24 protein-coding genes are annotated in these 26,313 nt (G+C 60.6%); 16 read left to right on the plus strand and 8 right to left on the minus strand.

Going from position 1 to position 26,313, the window contains the following annotated elements:
* Window positions 1–27: 27 nt before the first annotated feature.
* The 6 genes from ACIGDJ_RS13785 to pepN are packed head-to-tail and all read left to right on the plus strand — an operon-like array spanning window position 28 to window position 6,545.
* The gene (locus ACIGDJ_RS13785) at window positions 28–918 is read left to right on the plus strand and encodes an NAD(+) kinase (protein ID WP_016774212.1); all 891 of its coding nucleotides are present in this window, start codon (window positions 28–30) and stop codon (window positions 916–918) included.
* The gene (locus tag ACIGDJ_RS13790; RefSeq protein ID WP_101159044.1) at window positions 918–1,889 is read left to right on the plus strand and encodes a metallophosphoesterase; all 972 of its coding nucleotides are present in this window, start codon (window positions 918–920) and stop codon (window positions 1,887–1,889) included. The genes ACIGDJ_RS13785 and ACIGDJ_RS13790 overlap by 1 nt, the downstream gene beginning before the upstream one ends.
* Window positions 1,886–2,755 carry a rhomboid family intramembrane serine protease gene (locus tag ACIGDJ_RS13795; RefSeq protein WP_397478913.1) on the plus strand — a complete coding sequence of 290 codons (870 nt, stop codon included), beginning with the start codon at window positions 1,886–1,888 and terminating at the stop codon, window positions 2,753–2,755. Before ACIGDJ_RS13790 ends, ACIGDJ_RS13795 begins: the two co-directional genes overlap by 4 nt.
* Window positions 2,756–2,789: 34 nt before the next feature.
* Window positions 2,790–3,050 carry a YeaC family protein gene (locus tag ACIGDJ_RS13800; protein ID WP_016774215.1) on the plus strand — a complete coding sequence of 87 codons (261 nt, stop codon included), beginning with the start codon at window positions 2,790–2,792 and terminating at the stop codon, window positions 3,048–3,050.
* The gene (locus tag ACIGDJ_RS13805) at window positions 3,047–3,877 is read left to right on the plus strand and encodes a DUF2797 domain-containing protein (RefSeq protein WP_397478912.1); all 831 of its coding nucleotides are present in this window, start codon (window positions 3,047–3,049) and stop codon (window positions 3,875–3,877) included. Before ACIGDJ_RS13800 ends, ACIGDJ_RS13805 begins: the two co-directional genes overlap by 4 nt.
* Before the next feature lie 10 nt (window positions 3,878–3,887).
* The gene (gene pepN / locus ACIGDJ_RS13810; protein ID WP_101159041.1) at window positions 3,888–6,545 is read left to right on the plus strand and encodes an aminopeptidase N; all 2,658 of its coding nucleotides are present in this window, start codon (window positions 3,888–3,890) and stop codon (window positions 6,543–6,545) included.
* Between the two features lie 184 nt (window positions 6,546–6,729).
* Here the strand turns inward: pepN and katG are convergent, their stop codons facing one another.
* Both katG and ACIGDJ_RS13820 read right to left on the minus strand, forming a co-directional pair.
* Window positions 6,730–9,006, minus strand: a complete 2,277-nt coding sequence (katG, locus tag ACIGDJ_RS13815) for a catalase/peroxidase HPI (RefSeq protein WP_397478911.1) — start codon at window positions 9,004–9,006, stop codon at window positions 6,730–6,732.
* 222 nt (window positions 9,007–9,228) lie between these two features.
* Window positions 9,229–11,439, minus strand: a complete 2,211-nt coding sequence (locus tag ACIGDJ_RS13820) for an LTA synthase family protein (protein ID WP_397478910.1) — start codon at window positions 11,437–11,439, stop codon at window positions 9,229–9,231.
* A gap of 328 nt (window positions 11,440–11,767) precedes the next feature.
* Here ACIGDJ_RS13820 and ACIGDJ_RS13825 point away from each other — a divergent pair, with 328 nt between their 5' ends.
* Window positions 11,768–12,784 carry an ABC transporter substrate-binding protein gene (locus tag ACIGDJ_RS13825; protein ID WP_397478909.1) on the plus strand — a complete coding sequence of 339 codons (1,017 nt, stop codon included), beginning with the start codon at window positions 11,768–11,770 and terminating at the stop codon, window positions 12,782–12,784.
* 36 nt (window positions 12,785–12,820) lie between these two features.
* Here ACIGDJ_RS13825 and ACIGDJ_RS13830 read toward each other — a convergent pair whose 3' ends face one another.
* Both ACIGDJ_RS13830 and ACIGDJ_RS13835 read right to left on the minus strand, forming a co-directional pair.
* Complete coding sequence (locus tag ACIGDJ_RS13830) at window positions 12,821–13,018, minus strand: helix-turn-helix transcriptional regulator (RefSeq protein ID WP_101159038.1); 198 nt, start codon at window positions 13,016–13,018, stop codon at window positions 12,821–12,823.
* Window positions 13,015–13,389, minus strand: coding sequence for a hypothetical protein (locus tag ACIGDJ_RS13835; RefSeq protein WP_130899769.1), 375 nt, complete (start codon window positions 13,387–13,389; stop codon window positions 13,015–13,017). Before ACIGDJ_RS13835 ends, ACIGDJ_RS13830 begins: the two co-directional genes overlap by 4 nt.
* Before the next feature lie 219 nt (window positions 13,390–13,608).
* Here ACIGDJ_RS13835 and ACIGDJ_RS13840 point away from each other — a divergent pair, with 219 nt between their 5' ends.
* Window positions 13,609–14,100 (plus strand): hypothetical protein, encoded by a 492-nt coding sequence (locus tag ACIGDJ_RS13840; protein WP_313002810.1) that lies wholly within the window; start codon window positions 13,609–13,611, stop codon window positions 14,098–14,100.
* Between the two features lie 88 nt (window positions 14,101–14,188).
* On the opposite strand, the gene ACIGDJ_RS13845 is transcribed toward ACIGDJ_RS13840, so the two are convergent.
* Window positions 14,189–14,668, minus strand: a complete 480-nt coding sequence (locus ACIGDJ_RS13845) for a copper chaperone PCu(A)C (RefSeq protein ID WP_397478908.1) — start codon at window positions 14,666–14,668, stop codon at window positions 14,189–14,191.
* Window positions 14,668–15,273 (minus strand): SCO family protein, encoded by a 606-nt coding sequence (locus ACIGDJ_RS13850; protein WP_101159034.1) that lies wholly within the window; start codon window positions 15,271–15,273, stop codon window positions 14,668–14,670. Before ACIGDJ_RS13850 ends, ACIGDJ_RS13845 begins: the two co-directional genes overlap by 1 nt.
* Window positions 15,274–15,526: 253 nt before the next feature.
* Here ACIGDJ_RS13850 and ACIGDJ_RS13855 point away from each other — a divergent pair, with 253 nt between their 5' ends.
* The 3 genes from ACIGDJ_RS13855 (at window position 15,527) to ACIGDJ_RS13865 (ending at window position 17,558) form a co-directional block, all read left to right on the plus strand.
* On the plus strand, window positions 15,527–16,453 hold the full coding sequence (locus tag ACIGDJ_RS13855; RefSeq protein ID WP_397478907.1) for a Gfo/Idh/MocA family protein: 927 nt from the start codon (window positions 15,527–15,529) through the stop codon (window positions 16,451–16,453).
* Between the two features lie 129 nt (window positions 16,454–16,582).
* Window positions 16,583–17,212, plus strand: coding sequence for an isochorismate family cysteine hydrolase YcaC (gene ycaC, locus ACIGDJ_RS13860; protein WP_016774235.1), 630 nt, complete (start codon window positions 16,583–16,585; stop codon window positions 17,210–17,212).
* Window positions 17,213–17,357: 145 nt separating this feature from the next.
* The gene (locus ACIGDJ_RS13865; protein WP_101159032.1) at window positions 17,358–17,558 is read left to right on the plus strand and encodes a hypothetical protein; all 201 of its coding nucleotides are present in this window, start codon (window positions 17,358–17,360) and stop codon (window positions 17,556–17,558) included.
* A 559-nt stretch (window positions 17,559–18,117) separates the two neighbouring features.
* Here the strand turns inward: ACIGDJ_RS13865 and ACIGDJ_RS13870 are convergent.
* The gene (locus ACIGDJ_RS13870; protein ID WP_101155369.1) at window positions 18,118–19,275 is read right to left on the minus strand and encodes a S9 family peptidase; all 1,158 of its coding nucleotides are present in this window, start codon (window positions 19,273–19,275) and stop codon (window positions 18,118–18,120) included.
* Window positions 19,276–19,334: 59 nt separating this feature from the next.
* Complete coding sequence (locus tag ACIGDJ_RS13875; RefSeq protein WP_101155367.1) at window positions 19,335–20,297, minus strand: LysR family transcriptional regulator; 963 nt, start codon at window positions 20,295–20,297, stop codon at window positions 19,335–19,337.
* A gap of 258 nt (window positions 20,298–20,555) precedes the next feature.
* Between ACIGDJ_RS13875 and ACIGDJ_RS13880 the strand changes: the two genes are divergently transcribed.
* The 5 genes from ACIGDJ_RS13880 to ACIGDJ_RS13900 all read left to right on the plus strand — a co-directional run bounded on the left by ACIGDJ_RS13880 (window position 20,556) and on the right by ACIGDJ_RS13900 (window position 26,292).
* Window positions 20,556–21,497: a VOC family protein gene (locus tag ACIGDJ_RS13880; protein ID WP_397478906.1), complete on the plus strand. Its 942-nt coding sequence runs from the start codon at window positions 20,556–20,558 to the stop codon at window positions 21,495–21,497.
* A 9-nt stretch (window positions 21,498–21,506) separates the two neighbouring features.
* Window positions 21,507–21,869, plus strand: coding sequence for a Rieske (2Fe-2S) protein (locus ACIGDJ_RS13885; protein WP_101155363.1), 363 nt, complete (start codon window positions 21,507–21,509; stop codon window positions 21,867–21,869).
* Window positions 21,870–22,003: 134 nt separating this feature from the next.
* Window positions 22,004–23,137 carry an FAD-dependent oxidoreductase gene (locus ACIGDJ_RS13890; RefSeq protein ID WP_101155361.1) on the plus strand — a complete coding sequence of 378 codons (1,134 nt, stop codon included), beginning with the start codon at window positions 22,004–22,006 and terminating at the stop codon, window positions 23,135–23,137.
* A 56-nt stretch (window positions 23,138–23,193) separates the two neighbouring features.
* Complete coding sequence (locus ACIGDJ_RS13895; RefSeq protein WP_101155359.1) at window positions 23,194–24,891, plus strand: DUF1302 domain-containing protein; 1,698 nt, start codon at window positions 23,194–23,196, stop codon at window positions 24,889–24,891.
* 12 nt (window positions 24,892–24,903) lie between these two features.
* Window positions 24,904–26,292, plus strand: a complete 1,389-nt coding sequence (locus tag ACIGDJ_RS13900) for a DUF1329 domain-containing protein (protein WP_397478905.1) — start codon at window positions 24,904–24,906, stop codon at window positions 26,290–26,292.
* Window positions 26,293–26,313: the final 21 nt, after the last annotated feature.

Genomic DNA, 26,313 nt, shown 5'->3' on the forward strand with positions numbered 1-26,313 from the left:
GCGTTTTCGATTGTCCGCAGAGGTCCCATGGAGCAATTTCGTAATATCGGCATCATCGGTCGCCTGGGCAGTTCCCAGGTGCTGGATACCGTCCGCCGACTGAAACGCTTTCTGCTCGACCGTCACCTGCATGTGATCCTCGAAGACACCATCGCTGAAGTCCTGCCGGGCCATGGCCTGCAAACCTCGTCGCGCAAGATGCTCGGCGAAGTCTGCGACATGGTCATCGTCGTTGGCGGTGACGGCAGCCTGCTCGGCGCCGCACGGGCGCTGGCCAAGCACAATATTCCGGTGCTGGGCATCAACCGTGGCAGCCTCGGCTTCCTCACCGATATCCGCCCGGACGAGCTGGAAATCAAGGTCGCCGAGGTGCTCGACGGCCACTATCTGGTGGAAAACCGCTTCCTCCTGCAAGCCGAGGTGCGCCGCCATGGCGAGGCTATAGGGCAGGGCGATGCGCTCAACGATGTGGTGCTGCACCCGGGCAAATCGACGCGGATGATCGAGTTCGAGTTGTACATCGACGGCCAGTTCGTCTGCAGCCAGAAGGCCGACGGCCTGATCGTCGCCACACCGACCGGCTCCACTGCCTACGCTTTATCTGCCGGCGGGCCGATCATGCATCCCAAGCTTGACGCTATTGTGATTGTGCCGATGTACCCCCATACCTTGTCGGGAAGGCCGATCGTGGTCGATGGCAACAGTGAGCTGAAAATCGTCGTGTCCAAAGATATGCAGATCTACCCGCAGGTCTCCTGCGACGGCCAGAACCATTTCACCTGCGCACCGGGCGACACCATCACCGTGAGCAAGAAGGCGCAGAAACTGCGCCTGATTCATCCGCTCGATCACAATTACTACGAGGTGTGCCGCACCAAGCTTGGCTGGGGCAGCAAGTTGGGGGGCGGAGGCGACTGATGCTCGATCCCGCGCGCAGTTACGACCTGATCGGTGACGTGCACGGATGCGCCTTGACCCTCGAACACTTGCTGGACCGTCTCGGTTATCACAAGCAGGGCGGGGTCTGGCGTCATCCGTCACGCATGGCGGTGTTCGTCGGCGACATCATCGACCGTGGCCCGCGTATTCGCGAGGCGCTGCACATCGTCCACGACATGGTCGAGGCGGGGCAGGCCCTGTGCATCATGGGCAACCACGAATTCAACGCACTCGGCTGGGTTACCCCGGCGCCACCGGGCAGCGGCAAGCAGTTCGTGCGCGAACACACCAAGCGCCATGCACGGCTGCTGCAGGAGACCCTGACTCAATTCGAAAACCATCCCGGCGACTGGCATGACTTCCAGCAATGGTTCTATGAACTGCCGCTGTTCGTCGATGCCGGTCGTTTCCGCGTCGTCCACGCCTGCTGGGATGTTGGGCTGATCGAGCCGCTGCGCGCGCTGTTCCCCAATGGCTGCGTCGACGAGCACTTCCTTCAGGCCTCGGCCGTTCCCGGCAGCTTCGCCTGCACCGTATTCGACCGCTTGCTGCGCGGCACCGACATGCGCCTGCCGGGCGGCTTGACCATGACCAGCGGCGACGGTCTGGTGCGTTCGTTCTTTCGCACCAAATTCTGGGAAGACGACCCGAAAACCTACGGTGACATCGTGTTTCAACCCGACGCGTTGCCAGAACCTGTTGCGCAGACGCCGCTGACTTCAACCGAAAAGAATTCTTTGCTGCGCTACGGCGTCGACGAGCCCTTGCTGTTCGTCGGCCACTACTGGCGCAGCGGCAAACCGGCGCCGATCCGCCCGAACCTTGCCTGCCTGGATTACAGCGCCGTGCTCTACGGCAAACTGGTGGCCTATCGTCTGGATCAGGAAACCCGCCTGGATCCGCATAAATTCGTCTGGGTCGATGTCGAGCGGCCGGAGGTGCTGCAATGAGTGCGGTAGCGGTATTGCGTCTGCCACTGGCGGTGGACTTGAGCGGTTTCGTCAAATTGCTGCAACGCATGCAGGTGCCCCATCGGGTCAGTGAAGAGGCGGGCGAGCAGGTGCTGTGGGCGCCGGAGGAAATCAGCGAGGACGTGCGTTCGCTGTACGAGCGCTTCCCGGCCGGCGACCCGGATCAGCAACTGGATATTCCTGTGGGCCAGACCTTCAAGCGCCCGAGCTTCGCCGAACAACTGAAACACGCCAAAGCCACCGGGTTCATCCTGCTGTTGAGCCTGATCGTCGGCGGCCTGACCTTTCTCGGTGAGAACCTCGAAACGCTGCGCTGGCTGACTTTCCTCGATTTCCGCGTGATCGGCGAGTACATCCACTTCACGCCGCTGGCCGACAGTCTGGCGGCAGGCCAGTGGTGGCGGCTGGTCACACCGATGCTGATCCACTTCGGCATCCTCCATCTGGCGATGAACGGCATGTGGTACTGGGAGCTGGGGCGGCGCATCGAGTCGCGCCAGGGCAGCATCAACCTGATCGGCCTGACGCTGCTGTTCAGTCTGGTGTCCAGCTACGCGCAGTTCGTCTGGAGCGGCCCGACCCTGTTCGGCGGTCTGTCGGGCGTGCTTTACGGCTTGCTCGGGCATTGCTGGATCTTCCAGCTGCTGGCGCCGAGCCCGGCTTATCGTTTGCCGCGCGGCGTGCTGGCGATGATGCTGATCTGGCTGGTGGTGTGCATGTCCGGGTTGATCTCGCTGATCGGTTTCGGCCAGATCGCCAATGCTGCGCATGTCAGCGGGTTACTCATCGGATGCTTCACCGGTTTGTTGGGCGGTTTGTATAACCGCCGTAAACTGGCCGTCTAACATTTTTGTTTCAGTAAAGAGCGCGGAGACCCTGATGTCCTCTTTCAACGACATGATCAACAACATCACCCCGGACATCTACGAGAGCCTGAAACTGGCCGTGGAAATCGGCAAATGGTCCGACGGCAACAAGCTCACTGCCGAGCAGCGCGAGCTGTCGTTGCAGGCGATGATCGCCTGGGAAATCCAGAACCTGCCGGAAGACCAGCGCACTGGCTACATGGGCCCGCAAGAGTGTGCGTCGAAGTCGATCGAAGTGCCGAACATCCTGTTCAAGTCGGATGCCATCCATTGATCGAGATTGGCCGCGGTGCAATCAGCAAAATGTCGGCGCGCCTGGACGGGCCGAACGTGCAGTACGCGTTTCGTCTGGATGACGTCGAGGTGCCAGTCAATCCGTTGATCGGCAGCACGCTGCGTCTGGAGTTCCTGGGAGCAATCCATTGCACCCATTGCGGGCGCAGAACCAAAACCAGTTTCAGTCAGGGTTATTGCTACCCGTGCATGACCAAACTGGCGCAGTGCGAGCTGTGCATCATGAGCCCGGAGCGCTGCCACTTCGACGCCGGCACTTGCCGCGATCCGGTGTGGGGCCAGCAGTTCTGCATGACCGACCACGTGGTCTACCTGGCCAACTCGTCGGGGATCAAGGTCGGCATCACCCGTGCCACGCAGTTGCCGACGCGCTGGCTCGATCAGGGCGCGAGTCAGGCCTTGCCGGTCATGCGCGTGTCCACCCGCCAGCAATCGGGGTTTGTCGAAGACCTGTTCCGCAGTCAGGTGGCGGACAAGACCAATTGGCGCGCACTGCTCAAGGGCGATGCAGCGGCGGTGGATCTGGCGCAGGTGCGCGATCAATTGTTCGAAAGCTGCGCCGAAGGCCTGCGAGGCTTGCAAGAGCGGTTCGGCCTGCAGGCGATTCAGACAATTGCCGATGTCGAACCGCTGGAGATCCGCTATCCCGTCGAGCAATACCCGGCGAAAATCGTCAGCTTCAACCTGGACAAGAACCCGATTGCCGAAGGCACGCTGCTGGGGATCAAGGGCCAATACCTGATCTTCGACACCGGCGTGATCAACATTCGTAAATACACGGCTTACCAGCTCGCCGTGCATCAATAAGGATTCCAGCATGCGCACCGAACAACCGAAGATGATTTACCTCAAGGACTATCAGGCCCCCGAGTACCTGATCGACGAAACGCACCTGACCTTCGAGTTGTTCGAGGACCACAGCCTGGTTCACGCGCAACTGGTGATGCGCCGCAATCCTGAACGTGGCGCCGGCCTGCCGCCGCTGGTGCTTGACGGCCAGCAACTGGAGCTGCTCTCGGTGACGCTGGCCGACAAGGAACTGAGCGCCGCAGATTATCAAGTCTCCGACAGCCACCTGACCCTGCAGCCCACCAGCGAAACCTTCACCCTCGACACCAGCGTGCGCATCCACCCGGAAACCAATACCGCGCTGGAAGGCCTGTACAAGTCCGGCACGATGTTCTGCACCCAGTGCGAGGCCGAAGGCTTCCGCAAGATCACCTATTACCTCGACCGCCCGGACGTGATGAGCAAGTTCACCACCACCGTGGTCGCCGAGCAGCACAGCTATCCTGTGCTGCTCTCCAACGGTAACCCGATTGCATCCGGCCCCGGCGAAGATGGCCGCCACTGGGCGACATGGGAAGACCCGTTCAAGAAACCGGCGTACCTGTTTGCGCTGGTCGCCGGTGATCTCTGGTGCGTCGAAGACACCTTCACCACCATGAGCCAGCGCAACGTTGCGCTGCGCATTTATGTCGAGCCGGAAAACATCGACAAGTGCCAGCACGCGATGAACAGCTTGAAGAAGTCGATGCGCTGGGACGAAGAGGTCTACGGTCGCGAGTACGATCTGGACATCTTCATGATCGTCGCGGTCAACGATTTCAACATGGGCGCGATGGAGAACAAGGGCCTCAACATCTTCAACTCCAGCGCCGTGCTGGCTCGCGCCGAAACCGCCACCGACGCCGCGCACCAGCGGGTCGAGGCGATCGTCGCCCACGAATACTTCCACAACTGGTCTGGCAACCGTGTGACCTGCCGCGACTGGTTCCAGCTGTCGCTCAAGGAAGGCTTCACCGTGTTCCGCGACGCCGGTTTCTCATCGGACATGAACTCGGCTACGGTCAAGCGCATTCAGGACGTCGCCTATCTGCGTACTCACCAGTTTGCCGAAGATGCCGGCCCCATGGCCCACGCCGTGCGCCCGGACAGCTTCATCGAGATTTCCAACTTCTACACCCTGACCGTGTATGAAAAGGGCTCGGAAGTGGTCGGCATGATCCACACCTTGCTGGGCGCTGAAGGCTTCCGTAAGGGCAGCGATCTGTACTTCGAACGCCACGACGGCCAGGCCGTGACCTGCGACGACTTCGTCAAGGCGATGGAAGATGCCAATGGCGTCGACCTCAGCCAGTTCAAGCGCTGGTACAGCCAGGCCGGTACGCCGCGCCTGGCCGTCAGCGAGTCCTACGATGCTGGCGCGAAAACCTACAGCCTGACCTTCCGCCAGAGCTGTCCGCCGACCCCGGACAAGGTAGAAAAACTGCCGTTCGTGATTCCGGTCGAACTGGGCCTGCTCGATAGCCAGGGCAACGAAATCGCCTTGCGTCTGGCGGGCGAAGCTTCGGCGCAAGGCACCACTCGGGTGATCTCGGTCACCGAAGCCGAGCAGACCTTCACCTTCGTCGACATCAACGAACAGCCGCTGCCATCGCTGCTGCGCGGCTTCTCGGCGCCAGTGAAACTGAGCTTCCCGTACAACCGTGATCAACTGATGTTCCTCATGCAGCACGACAGCGACGGCTTCAATCGCTGGGACGCCGGGCAGCAGCTGTCGGTGCAAGTGTTGCAGGAACTGATTGCTCAGCATCAGAAGGGCGAGAGCCTGAAGCTCGATCCGCGGCTGGTGTCGGCGCTGCGCACGGTGTTGTCCGACGAGTCGCTGGATCAGGCGATGGTTGCCGAAATGCTCTCGCTGCCGGGTGAGGCTTATCTCACCGAAATCAGCGAAGTGGCCGACGTCGAGGCGATCCATGTCGCGCGCGAATTTGCCCGCAAGCAACTGGCCGAAGGCTTGTTCGAAGCGCTGTGGCTGCGTTATCAGGCCAACCGCGACCTGTCCAAGCAAACGCCGTATGTGGCCGAGGCCGAGCACTTCGCCCGTCGCGCATTGCAGAACATTGCTCTGTCGTACCTGATGCTCAGCGGCAAGCCGGAAGTGCTCGCGGCAGCGCTGGAGCAATTTGAAACCGCCGACAACATGACCGAGCGCCTGACCGCGCTGGCGGTGCTGGTCAACTCGCCGTTCGAAGAGCAGAAGGCCCTGGCGTTGGCCAGCTTCGCCGAGCATTTCAAGGACAACCCGTTGGTCATGGATCAATGGTTCAGCGTGCAGGCCGGCAGCACCTTGCCGGGCGGGCTGGAGCGCGTGAAGGCGTTGATGCAGCACCCGGCGTTCAACATCAAGAACCCGAACAAGGTGCGGGCACTGATCGGTGCGTTCGCCGGGCAGAACCTGATCAACTTCCACGCGGCGGACGGTTCCGGTTATCGCTTCCTCGCCGATCTGGTGATCGAACTGAACGGCTTCAACCCACAGATCGCCTCGCGCCAACTGGCCCCGCTGACCCGCTGGCGCAAATACGACAGCGCGCGTCAGGCGCTGATGAAGGCCGAGCTGGAGCGGATTCTGGCGTCGGGGTCGCTGTCCAGTGATGTGTATGAAGTGGTGAGCAAGAGCCTCGCGTAACGCTGATTAAATGTTGGGGCGTTTAATTGATCGTTCCCATGCTCTGCGTGGGAATGCCTCTCTCGGCGCTCTGCGTCGGCTTTGGGACGCAGAGCGTCCCTTGCTGCATTCCTTTGCTGTGCGTGGGGACGATCAACAAAAAATGCCGCTCAACGAGCGGCATTTTTATTGGTACAACAAACAGCTATTTACGCAGATCAAACCGATCCAGATTCATCACCTTCGTCCATGCCTTGACGAAATCGTTGACGAACTGCGCCTTCGCGTCGGAACTGGCGTACACCTCGGCCAACGCGCGCAATTGCGCATTCGAGCCGAACACCAGATCCACTCGAGTCGCCGTCCACTTTGGCGCCCCGGTCTTGCGGTCACGGCCTTCAAACTCATCGGCATCCCGTGACGTTGGGGTCCACTCAACTCCCATGTCCAGCAGGTGGGTGAAAAAGTCATTGCTCAGCGTTTCGGTTTTGTCGGTGAACACGCCATGCCGCGTCTGGCCGACATTGGTGTTCAATACCCGCAAACCACCCAGCAGCACCGTCATTTCCGGTGCCGTGAGCGTCAGCAATTGCGCCTTGTCGATCAGCAGCGTTTCCGCCGCAACCGTGTATTTGCCTTTGCTGTAATTGCGAAAGCCGTCGGCGATCGGTTCGAGGAAGCCGAACGATTCGACGTCGGTCTGCTCCTGCGAAGCATCGACGCGCCCCGGTGAGAACGGCACCGACACTGAATGCCCGGCGTTCTGCGCAGCTTTTTCCACCCCGGCATTGCCGGCCAGGACGATCAGGTCCGCCAGCGAAATCTTCTTGCCGCCGGCGGCGCCATTGTTGAACTCGTTTTGAATGCCTTCCAGTCTGCTCAGCACCTTGTCCAGTTGCTCGGGCTGGTTGGCCTGCCAGAACTTCTGCGGGGCCAGACGCAAGCGCCCGCCATTGGCGCCACCGCGTTTGTCCGAGCCGCGGAAGGTCGATGCTGCAGCCCACGCGGTCGAAACCAGTTGCGACACTGACAACCCTGAAGCCAGCACCTTGTTTTTCAGCGCCGTGGCGTCGCTGTCATCAATCAATGGGTGCGTCACGTCGGGCAGCGGGTCTTGCCAGAGCAATTCCTCTTGTGGCATTTCCGGGCCGAGGTAACGCGAGAGCGGCCCCATGTCCCGATGGATCAGCTTGTACCAGGCGCGGGCGAACGCGTCGGCGAGCTGATCGGGATTGGCCAGGAAACGCCGCGAGATCTGCTCATAAGCAGGATCGAAGCGCAGCGCCAGGTCGGAGGTGAGCATGGTCGGCGAGAGCTTCTTGTCCGGATCGTGCGCGTGGGGAACGGTGCCAGCACCTGCGCCGTTTTTTGGTTGCCACTGATTGGCACCCGCCGGGCTTTTGGTCAGCTCCCACTCGAAGCCGAACAGGTTTTCCAGATAGTTGTTGCTCCACTGCGTTGGCGTGGTGGTCCAGGTCACTTCCAGACCACTGGTGATGGTGTCGGCGCCTTTACCGGTGCCGAAGGCGTTTTTCCAGCCCAAACCCTGTTGCTCCAGACCGGCCGCTTCCGGCTCTGGGCCGACATTGTCGGCCGGGCCGGCGCCGTGGGTCTTGCCGAACGCGTGGCCGCCAGCGATCAGCGCCACGGTTTCTTCGTCGTTCATGGCCATGCGGCCGAAGGTTTCGCGAATGTCCTTGGCCGAGGCCACCGGATCCGGGTTGCCTTCCGGGCCTTCAGGGTTGACGTAGATCAGACCCATCTGCACGGCGGCGAGGGGATTTTCCAGATTGCGTTCGCCCTGATCGGTGCGGCTTTCTTCACGGCCATGCAAATCAGGCTCAGCCACCAGCGTGCCGTCGCCGGGCTCCTGCACCGGGCCATTGCTTTTGCCGTAACGGTTGTCGCCGCCGAGCCACTCGGTTTCCGAACCCCAATACACATCTTCATCCGGTTCCCAGACATCGGCGCGTCCTCCAGAGAAGCCGAAGGTCTTGAAGCCCATCGACTCCAGCGCGACGTTGCCGGTGAGCACGATCAGGTCGGCCCAGGAAATGTTGCGCCCGTATTTCTGTTTGATCGGCCACAGCAGGCGGCGAGCCTTGTCGAGGCTGACGTTGTCGGGCCAACTGTTGAGCGGCGCAAAGCGTTGCTGACCGGAGCCGGCGCCGCCACGGCCGTCGGCGGTGCGATAGGTTCCGGCACTGTGCCAGGCCATGCGCACGAACAGCGGACCGTAATGGCCGAAGTCGGCTGGCCACCAGTCCTGGGAATCAGTCATGAGTGCTTTGATGTCTTGTTTCAGGGCCTGGAAGTCGAGGCTTTTGAAGGCTTTGGCGTAGTCGAAGTCCTGGCCCAGCGGATCGGACTTGGGTGAGTGCTGGCTGAGAATTTTCAGATTAAGTTGATTCGGCCACCAGTCACGGTTCGTCGTACCGCCGCCGGCGGCGTGGTTGAACGGGCATTTCGATTCGTTTGCCATGTTCGGATCCCTATCAGGTCTGCGGCCGGCTCGTGCCGACTTCGGACTGGTAAGGCTAGACCCGAGTTGGCAAGTCGGCTAATAGCCCGACTGTTGGGCTCCGATAGGCAAATTCTTTCGTCGTACACGGGAGCTGGCGAAGGCTGCGATCTTTTGATCTTGCTGTTCAATTGAAAAAATCAAAGGCGAAAGATCGCAGCCTTCGGCAGCTCCTACAGGGCGTCAGCTCGATTGCGCGGTTTCGTCCTCGGGGACGTCGTCGAGGATGTCTTCCTGGCCAGGCAATTCGGTGATCACGCTGAAATCCGAGACCTCAACCGCGCCATTCCCATACCCCAGCAAATGAAACGAGAAGGCCTTGCGCGGCTGCGGGTTTTCAAAACTGAAATCCATCTCCAGGGGCTGATCCGCCGTGGCGACCATTTCTGCCGGCAGGCCCAGTTGCACGTCCTGTTCGAATTCCTTGGCCTTGAGCTGGATGTACGCCGCCTGTTGCGGATCGACCGAGCGGACGGTCAGGCGTACGCGGGTGTGCGAGCCTTTGGGCATTTCCAGGTATTGCGCGCCGATCAGGTTGTCGGCCCAGTCATCCTTGATCTGCGCTTGCAGCGGGATGATGTTGTTGCTGCCGAACTGGTAGCGATGATTGAGCGGCGTGCGCAGCAATGACAGGTCCAGCGCATCGGCGCGCGCCGCGATCTGCCGGGCCGGAAGGCCGCTGTAGGTGCCTTTGTAGATGGCGCTTTCAGCGATGAAACCGGCGCTTTGGTAGTAGCGGCAGCGGCGCGGCAGGTCGCACTCGGAGAAGATGCCCTGACCGTCGTGATAGCGCAGTTTGCCGTTGGTGAACGACATGATTTCGCGCCCGGAATCGTAGTCGCGAAACAGCGACCGGCCGCTCAGTGCAGTCGGCACCGGCAGGTCGAAATAGTCGAGAATCGACGTGCTCAGATCGACGTGACCATAAACCCCGGCATTCAGACGCGGCAGTTGCGCCTGTTCCGGCGCCAGCGTCAGATTGAAACCCCACGACGAGGCCAGCCGCACGCCGTCGATGCCGTGGGATTCATCCGAGGTGATCACCACCAGCGTGTCCTTGAGAACGCCCTGACGTTCCAGTCCTGACAGAAATTGGTCTAGCGCATCGTCGAGATAACCGACGGCGGCCTGCTTGGGCGTTTCATAACGCTGCAGATAATCATCCGGTGCGGAGTAGGGCTGGTGGGTGCCGACCGTCAGCAACGTGAGCATCCATGGCTGTTTTTGCTTTTTCAATTGGCCGACGTAATCAAGCGCCCCTTCGAAAAACGCCTTGTCATCCTTGCCCCACGGGAATTCCAGATAGTTGCTGTTGCTGAACCATTCCAGGCCGTGGGTCGCATCGAAACCGATGTGCGGCATGATCTTGTCTTTGGCCATGAAGCGCAGGCCAGCACCCTGTAGATAATGGGTGTTGAAACCGTGTTCGCGCAGCTGCGCCGGCAGGCAGGCCTGGTTGCGCTCGTTCAGCGTGAGCATTTCCACGCCTTTGGGCGTGCCATTGTTGAGCTTGTCGTAATCGCCGCAAAGCATGGCGTACAGACCGCGAATGGTTTGATGGGTGTGCAGCACGTAATCCGGGGTGTTCATGCCACGCTCGGCCCAGCGGCTGAGGTTGGGCATCAGCTCTTCCTGATAATGACTGCCGATCGCCTCACGGTTGGCGCGGATGTACGCGCCTGGAATGCCTTCCAGGGCAATGATCAACACATTGCGTGCCTGACCTGGTGCGGTCAGCAGTTTCTGGCCATTGAGGTCGACGTCTGTGAGCCCAGCCATCGCCGGTGTTGGTTCGTCGACGTCGCCGTCCAGCCATTCCTCGGCCTGGATCTGCAGGTCAGCGACTTCGCTGGCGAGCAGTTGATGCGGCAGGTTGTACAGGCGCCAGGCGTCGCCGTCATTCGGCCACAGGTTTTGCGCGGCCCAATGGGCGGCGAACAACACAATAGGCGCTGCCCAGACCGAGCGAGGCAGAGCAGGGCGAGACAAGCCGCGACCAACAAACTGAGTCAGCAGCCAGAAAGCCAGGGCACCCAGCAAAGCCATGGCCAGGGTAGGGTGCGCAAGTCCGCCGCCAGTGGAATTCTCGACGAACTGCGGGTCGATCAGATAGTGAACATCCGAAGGCGTCGGCAGGCGGCCGACGGCGCTGACCAGTTCTGCCGTGGCAATCGCCAGCAGCGCCCAGAACACCAGCACCGGCAAGGCCAGCCACCACGTACGGCGATGCAGCGCTACCACCAGCAGACTACCCACGGCCAGATCCGACAGAAAGCCCAGCGGTGTCGACCAGCCCAGAGCCACTCGCAGGCACACCGGCACCATCAATACCAAGATGATCAGGGAAAGGAGGCGGGCATTCGGCCGCCGCAGCCAGTTGAAAAGAGCGCTCACAAAAAAGGCCTGCATGTCATAAAAGGGTCAAAAAAGTGTGGGTGATGATACCAAGGACAGGCAGCCTGATCGGCATTTTAAACCCGTGCCTGGTAACCCCTGGAATGTCGTGCGCCCAGATGCGGCGGGGGGTGTGGACGAAGTGGCGCGTTTGGGTGGAGGGAGTTTTTTGTTTCAGACTGTTGTAGGTCCGTCCGCTGCTCGCGAGATGGCCCCGGCAGACATCAAAGCGCGCGGTGCTATTGATATGCGATAAAGATATTTAATTTATGTTTTTTATAGCTTTAAAGTCAGATCTTTCAGCCCATTCTCCTGCTGCGAGGTTGTCATGGTCACACCGTTCAAACGTTCTGCGCTGACTTTATTGACCGCAGCGCTGGCAGCGGGTGCGCTGTTCAGCAGCGGCGCCCAGGCCGAGGGCAAAATCAGCATCGCCCAGCAATTCGGCATTGGTTACCTGATTCTCGACGTCGTGCGCGATCAACAACTGATCGAAAAACACGGCAAGGCCCAAGGCCTGGAGATCAAGGTCGACTGGAACAGCATTTCCGGCGCCACGGCGATGAACGAGGCGCTGCTTACCGGCGCGCTGGACGTGGTCTCGGCCGGCGTGCCGCCGATGCTCCCCGTGTGGGACCGCACCAAGGGCAAGCAGAACGTCAAAGCCATCGCCGCGCTGGGCTCGATGCCCAATTACCTGTTGACCAACAACCCGAACATCAAAACCCTCAAGGACTTCAGCGACAAGGATCGCATCGCGGTGCCAGCCGCTGGCGTGGGTTTCCAGTCGCGCACCCTGCAGATTGAAACCGCCAGATTGTTCGGCGACGAGCAGTTCAAGAAATTCGACAACATTTCGGTCAGCCTGCCACACCCGGACGCCACCGCCGCCCTGATCGCCGGCGGCTCGGAGATCAATTCGCATTTCTCCAGCCCGCCGTTTCAGTACCAGGCTCTGCAAAACCCGAACGTGCATAAAGTGCTGAGTTCCTACGACATCCTCGGCGGCCCGGCGACGTTCAACGTGCTCTACACCACAGAAAAATTTCACGACGAAAACCCGAAAACCTACAAAGCTTTCTATGACGCACTGGCGGAAGCGGAGAACATCATCAAAGCCGACAAACCCGCCGCCGCCCAAGCCTACATCCGTGTAGAGCAATCGAAACTGCCGCTCGCCCTGGTCGAGCAAATCGTCAAAGACCCGGAAATCGACTTCACCGTCGTACCGCAACGCACGTTCATCTACGCTGAGAAATTGCAGGAACTGGGTGTGTTGAAAAACAAGGCGGGGAGCTGGACGGATTACTTCTTTGAAGAAGCGCATGGTGGTGCGGGGAGTTGATCGAACAGGGGCAACGTGTGTTGCCCCTTTTGCCATTCAAGATTCGCCATCATCAAAAATGCTCTCAATCGGTAGCTCAAACGCCCGGGCAATCTGAAACGCCAATGGCAGGCTCGGATCGTAGCGTTCGTTTTCGATGGCGTTGATCGTCTGGCGCGACACGTTCAGGCGTTCGGCCAGATCGACCTGCGACCACTTGCGCTCGGCGCGCAATTCCTTGAGACGGTTTTTCATTGGTAGCGGCGTCGCGCAATGTGCAGGCCGACAATCCACATCAGCCCCATTACCGGCCACACACACGTCCACGGGATATGCGGGGCGCCGACGTTTTCCAGAAAACCGTAGCTGAAGGTCACCAATGCCGAGGCGGCAAAGGCGAACCCCAAGGCTTCGAACTGGATGCGCAGATGCATTTCGTCCATGCGCCGCATGTTCCGCACGATGGCCCAGCACATCAGGGCCGCCGGAATGATCGGCGTCAGTGCGACGGCCGAGCGCAGCACGAGGTGCGCATCCATCAGGTATTGCGAGGCAATCAATGATGCTGTCAGCACCAGCATGTAGAGGATTAATGCTGCGCCCAATTCGAGGTGGTACCGGTTCATTCTTCACTTCCTATGTAAAAGACCCTCTACATGGTTGCTGATGTTGTTTCGGATGTAAAGCACGCTTTCCATCAGGCTGGTTACTTCGAACACGCTCGAGCCGGATAACTTGCAGCCGGGTTCACGCTTCTGGACAGCGTAGTAGCCACTCAGTAGCATTTGCCTCCAACGGATTTTCCCTTCGCACGTCGTCCGACGTGGAACGCTCAAGGAATCGACATGCGCGACACTCCCGCTGACTCACAACGAACGGTCGTGACCCTGGTCGACGGCGAGATTCGCTGTAACACCCAGATCAGTTTCAGCTCCGTCTCGCTCGTCGATGGCGAAATTCGCGTGCATCGTGCTCAAGGCAATCAGATCGAGGTGCCTGTGCCCGGGGCGGACTTCGCGCTGCGCTTTGGTCTGCAGGGGATGCAAAAAGTACCGGAGGCGCCACAGACGCCGCTCGAACCGGTGCCTGCCGACGACAGTTTGAAGTTGTTCAACTCGAAAACCGTATGGGTCACACTGGCGCTGTGGTTCTTCGTGAGTTCGGTGTTCGGTTGGTTGGGGATCGTGGTAGCAGTCGGATATTTCGCTTACCACTGGCGTCAGGTAACGAAGCGCAAGGAACAGTTGGCCAAGGCGACCGTCGTTGAACCCATGACCCGTTCCAGCTCAGGGATGTCACCGGAAAGCGTGCGCAACGCATTGGCCCGCAAGCGTTAATTCTGCACACATCAAAAAAACGGGGCGGCCTGATCATCGATCAGGCCGCCCCGTTTTTCTGTCAGGCGAACAGTCTTTCAGTCAGCGATCAATGCATTTTGCTGTGATCGTGGCCGCCCATGTTGGTCAGCGCGCGAACCGGCGCTTTGACTTCGATGGTTTCTTTCTCGCCCTTGGCGTTTTCCACGGTCAGGGTCAGTGGCACGCTGTCGCCTTCCTTCAACTGACCGGTCAGGCCCATCAGCATGACGTGGTAGCCGTTCGGGTCGAAGCTCACGGCTTTGCCGGCAGGCAGGTCAACCGATTTCACCGGGCCCATGGTCATGACGTCGTTCTTCATGCTCATCTCATGAATCTGCACGTCCTTGGCCACTGGCGAGGCGACGCTGAGCAGCTTGCTGTCGGTGTCGGAAGTGACGGTCATGAACGCGCCGCTGGCGGACTGGGTCGGCACAGTCGCACGGACCCAGGCGTCTTCGACCTTGGTCTGCGCCGACGCCTGAAAGGCCAGGCCGAGCAGGGACAGTGCACACACGGTGCGTTTGAGTTGATTCAGAACGGGATGCATCAGCAGACCTCCATAACAGTAAGCAAATCTTCCGTGCACTCTTGGGCCGTCAACGAGGTAGACAGGCCCAGGCGCAACTCACCACGCGAGTCGTAGACGTAGCTGGTGGACGTATGGGAGAGGGTATAGGTGTCGCCGGCCGGGACTTTCTCGTAGAACACGTCGAATTCCTTGGCGGTGGCCTTGGTTTCCTCAAGCGTGCCGTACAGCGCGACGAAGCTCGGGTCGAAGGCTTTGACGTAAGCGTCGAGGATCTGGGGCGTGTCGCGTTCGGGGTCCAGAGTGATGAACACCACTTGCAGGCGGTCGCCGTCACGGCCCATCAGTTTCTTGATCTGCGCGGCGCGGGCCAGCGTGGTGGGGCAAACGGCCGGACATTGGGTGAAGCCGAAGAAGATCATCGGCATCATTCCGCGAAAGCTCGACAGCGACATGGTTTCGCCTTCGGGGTTCTTCAGCTTGAAGGTGCGTCCGAGGATCTTGTCGCTCAGATCCTTGCCGTACTTGTACGACAGTTGGCCACGGGTATCGCAGCCGGCGAGCAGGCCGAGCCCGAGCACGCCCATTCCCGCAAGTACCTTGCGGCGAGTCAACAAAGCCGTCATCTAATACCGCCTTTTGCAGCCCGCAAGTCGGCAGGACTGGCGGGGGGTTAACCGTAAAAGCGCCGCATGATAGCAAACTGAGGCCGTGGGCCGGCTCTGGATCGCCGTGTGGTGTCGGATCGGGCGACAAAAGGTGTAAGAAGAAATGACCGATAGGTCCAGGATTTAAATAGTATGACGATTGGAGGCGGGCGCAGAAACACGTACCCTTGCCGCTGCGCTGCAAAGACCAAAACAACAACAGGAGTCAGTAATGCAACCGATTCGTCTCGGCCTGGTGGGCTACGGCAAGATCGCCCAGGATCAACACGTCCCCGCCATCCTCGCCAATCCGGCGTTCCAGTTGGTGGCGGTTGCCACTCAGGGCAAACCTTGCGCCGGGGTGGAAAACTTCCAGTCGCTGAGCGAGCTGCTCGAAAGCGGCCCGGCCGTTGATGCGATTGCCTTCTGCACGCCGCCGCAAGGGCGCTTTGCCCTGGTGCAACAGGCCTTGGCGGCCGGCAAGCACGTGCTGGTGGAAAAACCGCCCTGTGCGACATTGGGTGAGGCCATGGCCTTGGTTGATCAGGTGGCCGAACAAGGCGTCAGTGGTTTGTTCGCCTGGCATTCACGCTATGCGCCCGGCATCGCCGCCGCCTGCGACTGGCTGGCCAGCCGCACCCTGCAAAGCGTGCAGATCGACTGGAAAGAAGACGTGCGCAAATGGCATCCGGGCCAAGCGTGGATCTGGCAACCGGGCGGCCTCGGTGTATTCGATCCGGGCATCAACGCCCTGTCGATCATCACCCACTTGCTGGCGCTGCCGCTGTTTGTCGAAGCCGCCGAGCTGCGGGTGCCAAACAACTGCCAGTCGCCGATTGCTGCCTCGATCAAGATGTCCGATGCACATCGGCTGGACGTTCGCGCCGAGTTCGATTTCGACCATGGCCACGACGAATTGTGGAGCATCGAAATCCGCTGCGCCGAGGGCGTCCTGCGCCTGGACAACGGTGGCGCGGTGCTGAGCATCGACGGCGTTCGTCAAAGCGTGTCGGAGGAGGGCGAGTACGCAGCAGTCTATCGCCACTTCCAGCAATTGATCGGCGACAAGGCCAGTGATCTTGACCTGCAACCGTTGCGCCTGGTGGCGGACAGTTTCTTTGTTGGCAGCCGCGCGTTGGTCGAGCCGTTTTACGACTGAAGTGGATTGTCCGGTCTGAGTGGACGGTGTAACCCTTTTCAAGCGATTTATCCCTTTGCTGTGCGTCAGTAATCTGTACCCAACTTGAACGCAACAACAAAACTTCAAACTTGAAAAGGGACGCACACCATGACCACTCCAACCTACAACCGCCTGAACAAAGACGACGCTATCGTGCTGCTGGTTGATCACCAGACCGGTCTGATCTCGCTGGTGCAGGACTTCTCGCCGAACGAGTTCAAGAACAACGTGCTGGCGCTGGCGGATCTGGCCAAGTTCTTTGACCTGCCAACCATCCTCACCACCAGCTTCGAACAAGGCCCGAACGGCCCGCTGGTACCAGAGTTGAAAGAGATGTTCCCGGATGCGCCATACATCGCTCGTCCAGGTCAGATCAACGCCTGGGACAACGAGGACTTCGTCAAGGCGATCAAGGCCACCGGGCGCAAGCAGATCATCATCGCCGGTGTGGTCACGGATGTGTGCGTAGCGTTCCCGACACTGTCGGCACTGGCTGAAGGCTTTGATGTGTTTGTGGTCACTGATGCCTCCGGCACCTTCAACACCACCGTGCAGCAAGCCGCGTGGAGCCGCATGACTCAGGCCGGCGCGCAGATGATGAACTGGTTCTCGGTGGCCTGTGAGCTGCACCGCGACTGGCGCAACGACATCGAAGGCCTGGGCAACCTGCTGTCGCAGCGGATCCCCAACTACCGCAACCTGATGAACAGCTACTCGGCGTTGACGCAGCAGAAGTAAGCGTTTAATACACCGCAAAAGCCTGCCTCGAAAGCAGGCTTTTTGCGTTCTCTACAGAATGCCGTTCGTCCAGTGCCGGGCACTTGTCACGCTTGGGCATTTCACACGCTGAGGAACATCTCGCTGAATCACATCGGAGACCGACATGGACATTGATGAAAACGCACCGGGCAACCACGCGCAACAAGCCGTGACGCGCACCACCGACAACGAGACTGGCCACGATCCCAAGCGTGGAAATCCAGAAGTGCCTTTGCCGCCGGACGATGAGGCACCGGTTGAGGAAGACATGTCGGATGTCGATGCGACGAACTCGGTTTCGACGGAGCATCCGCCGTCACGCTGATTGAGCGCTGGCAAAGGAAAAACCTGCCTCTTCGTGGCAGGTTTTTTTTGCGCGGAATTTGCGCTGTCAGGACTCTTCATCGCTCGCGATAGCAGTGGGGCAGGCGCCATTGGTGTCGAGGCGGACGGCCTTTTCGCGAGCAAGCTCGCTCCCACAGGGGATCGCGGTTGACCTGACGGAGCACGTTCGTTTGTAGGAGTGAGCCTGCTCGCGATAGCGCTGGGGCAGGCGCCATTGGTGTCGAGGCGGACGGCCTCTTCGCGAGCAAGCTTGGTCCCACAGGGGATCGCGGTTGACCTGACGGAGCACGGTCGTTTGTAGGAGTGAGCCTGCTCGCGATAGCGGTGGGGCAGGCGCCATTGGTGTCGAGGCGGACGGCCTCTTCGCGAGCAAGCTCGCTCCCACGGGGGATCGCGGTTGACCTGACGGAGCACGGTCGTTTGTAGGAGTGAGCCTGCTCGCGATAGCAGTGGGGCAGGCGCCATTTGTGTCGAGGCGGACGGCCTCTTCGCGAGCAAGCTTGGTCCTCCACGGTGGTGTGGTGTTGCTGACTAAGCGCTTATGCCGTACGGCCGCCCAATGTTTCGGCGACCCAGTCGGCGATGTAATGGCCGGCGTTGATGCTGTTGTCGAAGCTTGAATGCTGCACGCCGCCTTCGCGTTCGGTGAAGATCTTCAGCTCGCATTTCGGGCTGTTGACCAACTGCTCGTAAGTGCGATGCGCCCACTTCAGCGGGATCTGCGAGTCCTGCTCGCCGTGGGTAACCAGGAACGGCACTTTGATGCGGTCAAGCACGCCGTCGAGGTGGACGTTTTCGGCGATGCTCATGAATTCCTCGACATCCTTGGCGCCCCACACCCAGCAGACGTGCGCCCAATAATGCGGCACCGGGAAACTGCCTTCCTTTTCCAGACGGCGCTTCTGCACGTCGCGCCAGTCGTGGTTAGCGCCCCACACTACGCCGCAGGCGAAACGCGGTTCGAACGCCACCGCACGGGGGCAGTAATAACCGCCGAGGGAAACGCCTTCAAGACCGATACGTTTGGCGTCGACGTCATCCCGGGTCTCCAGCCAGTCGACCACGCGACTGGCCCAGTGCTCGCTGTCGTAGCGTGCAGTCAAACCGTGCAGGCGCAGCGCTTCGCCGGTGCCGGGCTGGTCGATGATCAATGACGATACGCCACGCTTGGCCAGCCAGGCCGGGAGGCCGACGCGGTATTTCATTTCCTTGGTCGAATCCAGACCATTGACCTGCACCAGAATCGGCGCTGGCCCGTCGACGCCTTCGGCGCGCACCAGCAAGCCGGACAGATGCTTGCCCTCATAGGGAATTTCCACCCGCTGACAGTTTTCCTGCGACAGTTCGATGCCGCGTTTGAAGGTTTGCACAAAGCGCTGATACAGCTCGGTACGCCCTGGCGCGCCATGGGCTTGCAGGCGTTCGCAGGTCAGATAGTAAGTCGCGGCGCGGTTGTATTTTTCGCCGGCCGAGAGCAGGCGGCCATGACCTTCGTCTTCTTCGGCCAGACCGCAGAGCTTGTCGGCCATTTTGGCCCAGGTCTCGCGAAACGCCTTGGTGCCGGCCGCGTCCGGTTGCTTGGCGGCCTCTTGCAGCGGTGCGCACATGGCCTCGATTTCGCCCATGCGGGCGCCCATTTCAATGGCCAGGTCGACCGAAAGATTCCACACGTAGTTGGTCGGGAAGTAGCGGAACATGATTTTTGTTGTCCTTGTGGTTGCCTTGGCATTCGCAAGGCACGTTAAGGATCAACCGGCTAATTGGCCAATCGTGACGGCGGATACGAGGTATCGCGAGACTCGATAGGCGGCTGCTCCAGATGCTGGATGAACTCGCTGATGCGTTCGCGCAGCCAGCGGTGCATGGGGTCGCCGTCGACGCTGCGGTGCCACAGCATGTACTCGCGCATCAGCGGGATTTTCACCGGCGGGGGCAGGATGCGCAGCGGCAGATAGCGCGCATACAGGTTAGCCAGACGCTGGTGCATTGTGGCGATGCGCTGGGTGCCAACCACCAGTTGCGGCAGAGTGTTGAAGTCGCTGGTGATCACCTCGATGCGCCGATTAAAGCCGTACTGGTTCATGAACCACTCTTCGATACTCATGTGCCGAGTGCGGCCGAAACCCACCGACACGTGGCCCATCTGCATGTACTGCTCGAGGGTCAGGCTGGCGCCGACCGCGCTGTTGCTCTGGCACACCACGCAAACGTGTTCCTCTTCGAACAGCAGTTGGGAAGGGTGGCCTTCGATGATGTAGCGCTCGGGCACGATCATCAGATCAACCTCGCCGCGCACCAGCAATTCGCCAGAGTTGTCGCTGGGGCCGAGCATTTCGAAAGTGATGTTCGGCGCCTCCTGATGGATCTTCTGGATCACTTGGGCGAACAACACGCTGATCAGGTAATCCGAGGTCACCAGGCGAAAGTGGCGTTTGCTGGTGGTGGGGTCGAACACCGGTTTGGCAGTGATCGAGGACTGAATTGTCAGCAACACTTCGCGTACCGGTTTCGCCAGCTCGGTGGCGTAGGGCGTGGGCTGCATCTTGCGCCCTACCTGGACCAGCAACTCGTCCTCGAAGTAAGTGCGCAAACGCCCAAGCACGCCGCTGGTGGCGGACTGAGTCATGTGCAGGCGTTCGGCGGCGCGGGTGATGTTCTGTTCTTCGAGCAGCACATCGAGCGCCACCAGCAGGTTCAGGTCCAGGTGGTTGAAACGCATGGGCAGGTCCGCTTGTTGTATTTATTTTGCCAATACCTTCGAACGATTCCATCGACGCGTCAACCACCGATGCAGGTATCGCGTTTGTCGATAGGTCGCATCCCGACTCGCGATTAGTCAGCTGCCGAGCCTTGCGCCAATCTCCGCCGCAGTCGGCCCCCAGTCGCCGACACCACCACCGGGTTGCAGCCTGGCCCGACGCACTTTGGCGTCTGCGGCGGCGGTGACCGGATCATAATTTCAATGGAGTGGTAAGCCATGAACATCATTGGCCTTGATGCCCTGATCTTTGGCGTCGATGACATCCAAGCCTGCACCGATTGTTTACGTGATTACGGCCTGGCGCCGGTCGGCGTCGACAGTCGCGGCGGGCGTTTCGAAGCACTCGACGGCACCGCCGTGATCCTGCGCCGCGCCGACGACCCCGATCTGCCGGCGGCTATCGGCCCGGCGCCGTCGATTCGCGAAACCGTTTATGGCGTCGGCGCGCTCAGCGACCTGGACGCCATCGAAGACGAACTGGCCCGCGACCGCCCCGTCAGCCGCGACGCCCAGGGCGTGCTGCACAGCGTCGATGACATGGGCTTTGCGATTGCCTTTCAAGTCAGTGTGCGCAAGGCCTACAGCGCCCCGGCTGATCTGACCAACGCTGCCGGCCATGCGCCACAGCGTCCGCTCAATCAGCCCGGCATCAGTCCAGAGATGAGCGCCATCCCGCGCACCCTGTCGCATGTGGTGTATTTCGTCCCTGACGCGGCCAAGGCCGAGGCGTTCTACGCCCAGCGTCTGGGCTTTCGCACCACCGACACCTTCATCGGCGCCGGACCGTTCATGCGTCCGGCCGGCTCTGATGATCACCACTGCCTGTTCATGATCCAGACACCGCCGCACATGAAAGGCTGCGAGCACTTCACCTTTCACATGGGCAGTGGCACCGAAGTGCTGTTGGCCGGCACGCGCTTCGAGCAGAAGGGCTGGACCAGTTTCTGGGGCCCGGGGCGTCACCTGTTTGGTTCGAACTGGTTCTGGTACTTCAACAGCCCGCTGGGCTGTCATATCGAATACGACGCCGATATGGACAAGCACGATGACGCCTGGGAGGCCCGGCGTGCGCCGCTGTCGGCGGACAATTCGCAGCTGTTCCTGTTCGGCAGCAAGGAAAAGTGGGCACCCGGCGGCCCGCCACCGAAGCTTGGTTGAGGCCGTGCCATGAGTGAGCGCGAGTGGCCGTTGTGTCGCCTGGATGAATTGCTGGAAGGGCAGGCGCGTGGCTTCGATCCGTTGCAGCAGGGCCGCGACAGTCTGTTTGCTCTGCGCCATGACGGTCAGGTGCGGATCTATCGCAACCGTTGCCCACATCTGGACGTGCGCATGGAGTACCGCAAGGACCGTTTTCTGTCGGCCGATGGCCAGTTGATCGTCTGCTATGCCCACGGCGCGCAGTTCCTGCCGAGTACCGGCGAATGCGTCTACGGCCCGTGTCTGGGGCAGTCGCTGGAGGCATTGGCCTCGCGCGAAGAGGACGGTTGGTTGTGGGTGTTGCTGCCCGAGCCGAGGCCAGTGTCGGGGTAAATCGAGGTATCGCGTACGGCGATACATCGCATCCCCACTCGCGATTAGTCAAATCCCTGCTTTGCCGGGAAGCTTCACCCAACGACGCAGTGCCCGACGCTGCTTCGATCACAAGAATAAAAAGAGAGTGAGCCATGAGTGCAGTGAACAACGTTCTGATCGTGGGCGGTGGTATTGGCGGCTTGTGCGCGGCCATCGCGTTGCGGCGCAAAGGCATCGAGGTCGACCTGATCGAGCTCAAGTCCAAGTGGACGGTCTACGGCGTCGGGATTATTCAGCAGAGCAACGTGGTACGCGAGATGGCCAAACTGGGCGTGCTCGACGGTTATCTCGATGCGGCTTACGCCTTTGAAGATGTGGCCATCTACGGCCCGGGCGGGCAGCAACTGGCGCGTATTGCGGGGCAGCGTCTAGCCGGCCCGCAGTACCCGGCCAACGTCGGTATTTCGCGACTGGCACTGCACAAGGTGCTCAGCGAAACTGCCCTTGGGCTTGGCGCGAAAGTGCGTCTGGGCCTGAGCGTCGAAACGCTGGACGACAACGGCCAGCAGGTCGACGTGCTGTTCACCGACGGCAGTCGCGGTGTCTACGACCTGGTTGTCGGGGCCGACGGTCTGTTCTCGAAAGTGCGCAGCCTGGTCTTCGGCGACACCTACACCCCGCGTTTCACCGGCCAATCGGTATGGCGCTACAACTTCCCCCGCGCACCACAGATCGATCACCTGGCCAACTACCAGAGCGCCGAAGGCAACGCCGGGCTGGTGCCGCTGGCCGGTGATCTTATGTACCTGTTTCTGACTTCGCACGAGCCGTCCAACCCATGGATGGACCCGGCCGATCTCGCCCCGCAGATGCGCCAACGCCTGCAAGGCTTTACCGGCCTGATTGGCGAACTGCGCGAGCAAATCACCGACAGCGGCCAAGTCGTTTACAAGCCGATGGAAGTGGTGTTCGTCGATGAGCCGTGGCATCGCGGGCGGGTGCTACTGATTGGCGATGCGGCTCACGCCACGACTCCGCACCTGGGCCAGGGTGCTGGCATGGCCATCGAAGATGCAATCGTGCTCAGCGAAGAACTCACCCGCGATTCGTCCGCCATGAGTGTCGAGGCGCAGTTGCAGCGCTTCATGGCGCGGCGATTCGAACGTTGCAAATACATCAGCGACAGCTCGGTGCTGGCCGGCGACAAGGAGATGCAGCACGACCGCAGCTTCGATCGCATCGGTCTGGTCAAGCAGATGCTCGCGCGTACGGCGGAGCCCATCTAGCCGTTCAAACGCCCCACCCACAGCAGTTACCACTATAAAAACAAGAGGTTAACGCGATGGTTAGTTCTACGACTGCGGCGCTTGCGCGTCGCCGGGTCTGCTCGTCTGCACCCTTCGGTTTGAGTATCGCTGCCGTGCTGGTGCTGTGCAGCCAGGCGGCGCAGGCGTTCGACATCGATACCGGCAACCCGGATTTCAAATTGCGCTGGGACAACACGGTGAAGTACAGCGCCGCGTGGCGCACGCAAAACCCGAGCAGCAAATTGTCCGAAGGTCAGGTTGCGCTGAATCAGGACGACGGCGATCGCGCATTCAAGAAAGGCCTGATCTCCAACCGTACCGACATCCTGTCCGAACTCGATCTGTCGTATCGGGATTTCGGCGCACGCTTGAGTGGCGCGGGGTGGTACGACACTGAGTATCAAGGCAGCAACGACAACAACGATCCGTCTCGTGCCAACGCGCGCTCGGTGGATTACGACGAGTTCACCGATGACACCCGTCACCTGCACGGTGGCGACGCGGAAATTCTCGATGCTTTTGTGTACTGGAACGGCGAACTGGCCGACCGCGCGACCTCGGTGCGCGCCGGGCGTCACGGCCTGATCTGGGGCGAGAGCCTGTTTTTCGGCGCCAACGGCATTGCCGGCGGCATGGCCCCGGTCGACGTGGTCAAGGCGCAGTCGGTGCCGAACACACAGTTCAAGGAAATCACCCGACCGGTCAATCAACTGTCGGGTACGTTCCAGCTGACCGACGACGTCTCGCTCGGTGGCTACTATCAGCTCGAATGGGAAGAGACACGCCTGCCGGCGGCGGGAAGCTATTTCTCCACCAGCGACACCATCGGCGAGGGTACCGAGCGGCTGATTGTCGGCGCACCGTTTCCGGCGTTTCTCGGCGGCAATCCAGCCAGCCCGGCGGCGTTTTTCCATGGCAATGACAAGGAAGCACGCAGTTCGGGGCAGGGCGGTCTGCAGCTCAAATACAGCGCCGAAAGCGTCGAATACGGCCTCTACGCGATCCAGTATCACGACAAGACGCCCAAGCTGTACCTGAAGCCCTCGGCCGGCGCGCCCAACTTCAGCAGCGGTCAGATTGGCGAGTATTACTGGGTCTACCCGGAAGACATTCGCGCCCTCGGCGCCAGTTTTGCCACAACCATGGACGAGTACAGCTTCGCTGGTGAGGCGTCGATGCGCTGGAACATGCCGCTGATCTCCAACGGCCAGACCGTGTTGCCAGGCGTCGTCGCCGACAACGATGACGACGCGCTCTACGCGGTGGGTCGCACGGCCCACGTCAATCTCAACGTGATCGCCTCGTTCGGCCCGAACTTTCTTGCGCGCGAATCCGGACTGGTCGGCGAAGTGGCGTGGAACCGCCTGCTCAGCGTGACCAAAAACCGCGCCGCACTCGACCCCAACGCTACCGACGATGGCCTTGGTTTCAAAGTGGTGTACACGCCGACCTACCGGCAGTTCTTCTCCGGCATCGATATCAGCATCCCGGTGGGCGTCAGCTACTTCCCCTTGGGCAAATCGGCGGTGGTCAGCTCGTTCGGCCCGGACAACGGCGGCGACATCAACCTCGGCATCACCGCCACTTACCTTGACCGCGTCACCGCCGGCCTGACCTACACCCATTACTACGGGGCCGAGGACACCAACCTCAACGGCCTCAGCCAGTTCAATTACAAACAATCGCTGAAGGATCGGGATTACCTGGCCTTTTCCGTCAAGACCACGTTTTAAGAGGACTTGCGCATGACTGTTCATCACCATCACCGCGCCTTTCGACTCAAGGCTGTGTGCTTTGCACTGCTGGGTTCGCTCGTTGTTCTGAGCCAATGCGCAACCGCCGCCACTGCCGAGGAAGCGGCGAAACTGTCGACGACCCTGACGCCGATGGGCGCCGAGCGTGCCGGCAACGCTGACGGCAGCATTCCGGCATGGCAGGGCGGTTACACCAGGGTCGATCCGTCGTACAAACCGGGCGGCAAGCGCAGTGACCCCTTCGCGGCGGACAAACCGCTGTTCAGCATCACCTCGAAAAACCTCGCGCAGTACGCCAGCAAACTCAGCGATGGCAGCAAGGAAATGTTCAAGCGTTTCCCTGAAACCTATCGCATCGACGTCTATCCGACCCGACGCTCGGCCGCCGCACCGCAGTGGGTGTATGACAACACGCTGAAAAACGCGACCCGCGCCAGACTGGTCGAAAGCAGCGCCGGGCCAGTGCCGGAAGGCGCATTTGGCGGCATTCCGTTCCCGATCCCGCGCAACGGCGCCGAGGCCATGTGGAACCATGTGCTGAACTGGCGCGGCACCTCGCTGGCCATGCATTTTCGCCATTATCTGATGACCGCTGACGGCAAGTCGGTAATGACCACCGATGGCCAGGCGATTCAGGACATGCCGTATTACTACCAGGACGGCTCACCCGAGACATTCGCTGGTGATTACTGGCTGTTCCGTCTGCTCAACGTCGGTCCGCCGCTGCGTGCCGGTGAGCAGATCATGGGCCGCACCAACATCAACGGCGACAAGTCACAGGCTCACGTTTACCTGACTGGCCAGCGCCGAGTGCGCAAATTGCCCAACGCCTGCTGCGACACGCCGACCCCGGCTACCGCTGGCGTGATGTCGTTCGATGAGTTGAGCGTGTTTCAGGGGCGCATGGATCGCTTCGACTGGAAACTGGTCGGCAAGCAGGAAATGTACATCCCTTACAACACCAACAAGGTTCTCACCGCCAACAAGCCCGAAGACCTGTTTTCGGCGCATCACATGAATCCTGATTACGTGCGCTGGGAGCTGCATCGCGTGTGGGTGATTGATGCCGAACTGGCACCGGGCAAGCGTCATCAGTTGCCGAAGGGCCGCTACTACCTCGACGAAGACACCTGGCAAGCGATGCTCGGTGATCGCTGGGACGCCAACGGCCAACTGGCCAAGACCCTGTGGTCGCTGCCGGCAGTGTTGCCGGATCTGCCGGCGCAGGCGCAACTGTCTTCGGGGTTCTATGACCTGACATCCGGCGCCTGGTTTATCCAGAACGTCTACACCGGCCTGCCCGAGCAGTACGGCGTGGTCGATCGCTACAAGCCTTCGGAGTTCTCGCCGGCGGCGATGGCGGGTGCGGGCGTTCGCTGAATCGGGCCAGATCGCGGCGCA

Source organism: Pseudomonas sp. NPDC079367 (assembly GCF_044542195.1).
Classification (GTDB): Bacteria; Pseudomonadota; Gammaproteobacteria; order Pseudomonadales; family Pseudomonadaceae; genus Aquipseudomonas.

Bases quoted from the DNA above. Each gene is read 5' to 3' on its own strand.
- ACIGDJ_RS13875 (WP_101155367.1), bottom strand. From the start codon at position 20,297: ATGCGTTTCAACCACCTGGACCTGAACCTGCTGGTGGCGCTCGATGTG.
- ACIGDJ_RS13840 (WP_313002810.1), top strand. From the start codon at position 13,609: ATGCGCGACACTCCCGCTGACTCACAACGAACGGTCGTGACCCTGGTC.
- ACIGDJ_RS13830 (WP_101159038.1), bottom strand. From the start codon at position 13,018: ATGAAAAACCGTCTCAAGGAATTGCGCGCCGAGCGCAAGTGGTCGCAG.
- ACIGDJ_RS13785 (WP_016774212.1), top strand. From the start codon at position 28: ATGGAGCAATTTCGTAATATCGGCATCATCGGTCGCCTGGGCAGTTCC.
- ACIGDJ_RS13795 (WP_397478913.1), top strand. From the start codon at position 1,886: ATGAGTGCGGTAGCGGTATTGCGTCTGCCACTGGCGGTGGACTTGAGC.
- ACIGDJ_RS13885 (WP_101155363.1), top strand. From the start codon at position 21,507: ATGAGTGAGCGCGAGTGGCCGTTGTGTCGCCTGGATGAATTGCTGGAA.
- ACIGDJ_RS13850 (WP_101159034.1), bottom strand. From the start codon at position 15,273: ATGACGGCTTTGTTGACTCGCCGCAAGGTACTTGCGGGAATGGGCGTG.
- ACIGDJ_RS13895 (WP_101155359.1), top strand. From the start codon at position 23,194: ATGGTTAGTTCTACGACTGCGGCGCTTGCGCGTCGCCGGGTCTGCTCG.
- ycaC (WP_016774235.1), top strand. From the start codon at position 16,583: ATGACCACTCCAACCTACAACCGCCTGAACAAAGACGACGCTATCGTG.
- ACIGDJ_RS13890 (WP_101155361.1), top strand. From the start codon at position 22,004: ATGAGTGCAGTGAACAACGTTCTGATCGTGGGCGGTGGTATTGGCGGC.
- ACIGDJ_RS13835 (WP_130899769.1), bottom strand. From the start codon at position 13,389: ATGAACCGGTACCACCTCGAATTGGGCGCAGCATTAATCCTCTACATG.
- ACIGDJ_RS13855 (WP_397478907.1), top strand. From the start codon at position 15,527: ATGCAACCGATTCGTCTCGGCCTGGTGGGCTACGGCAAGATCGCCCAG.
- ACIGDJ_RS13790 (WP_101159044.1), top strand. From the start codon at position 918: ATGCTCGATCCCGCGCGCAGTTACGACCTGATCGGTGACGTGCACGGA.
- pepN (WP_101159041.1), top strand. From the start codon at position 3,888: ATGCGCACCGAACAACCGAAGATGATTTACCTCAAGGACTATCAGGCC.
- ACIGDJ_RS13900 (WP_397478905.1), top strand. From the start codon at position 24,904: ATGACTGTTCATCACCATCACCGCGCCTTTCGACTCAAGGCTGTGTGC.
- ACIGDJ_RS13865 (WP_101159032.1), top strand. From the start codon at position 17,358: ATGGACATTGATGAAAACGCACCGGGCAACCACGCGCAACAAGCCGTG.
- katG (WP_397478911.1), bottom strand. From the start codon at position 9,006: ATGGCAAACGAATCGAAATGCCCGTTCAACCACGCCGCCGGCGGCGGT.
- ACIGDJ_RS13800 (WP_016774215.1), top strand. From the start codon at position 2,790: ATGTCCTCTTTCAACGACATGATCAACAACATCACCCCGGACATCTAC.
- ACIGDJ_RS13870 (WP_101155369.1), bottom strand. From the start codon at position 19,275: ATGTTCCGCTACTTCCCGACCAACTACGTGTGGAATCTTTCGGTCGAC.
- ACIGDJ_RS13845 (WP_397478908.1), bottom strand. From the start codon at position 14,668: ATGCATCCCGTTCTGAATCAACTCAAACGCACCGTGTGTGCACTGTCC.
- ACIGDJ_RS13880 (WP_397478906.1), top strand. From the start codon at position 20,556: ATGAACATCATTGGCCTTGATGCCCTGATCTTTGGCGTCGATGACATC.
- ACIGDJ_RS13825 (WP_397478909.1), top strand. From the start codon at position 11,768: ATGGTCACACCGTTCAAACGTTCTGCGCTGACTTTATTGACCGCAGCG.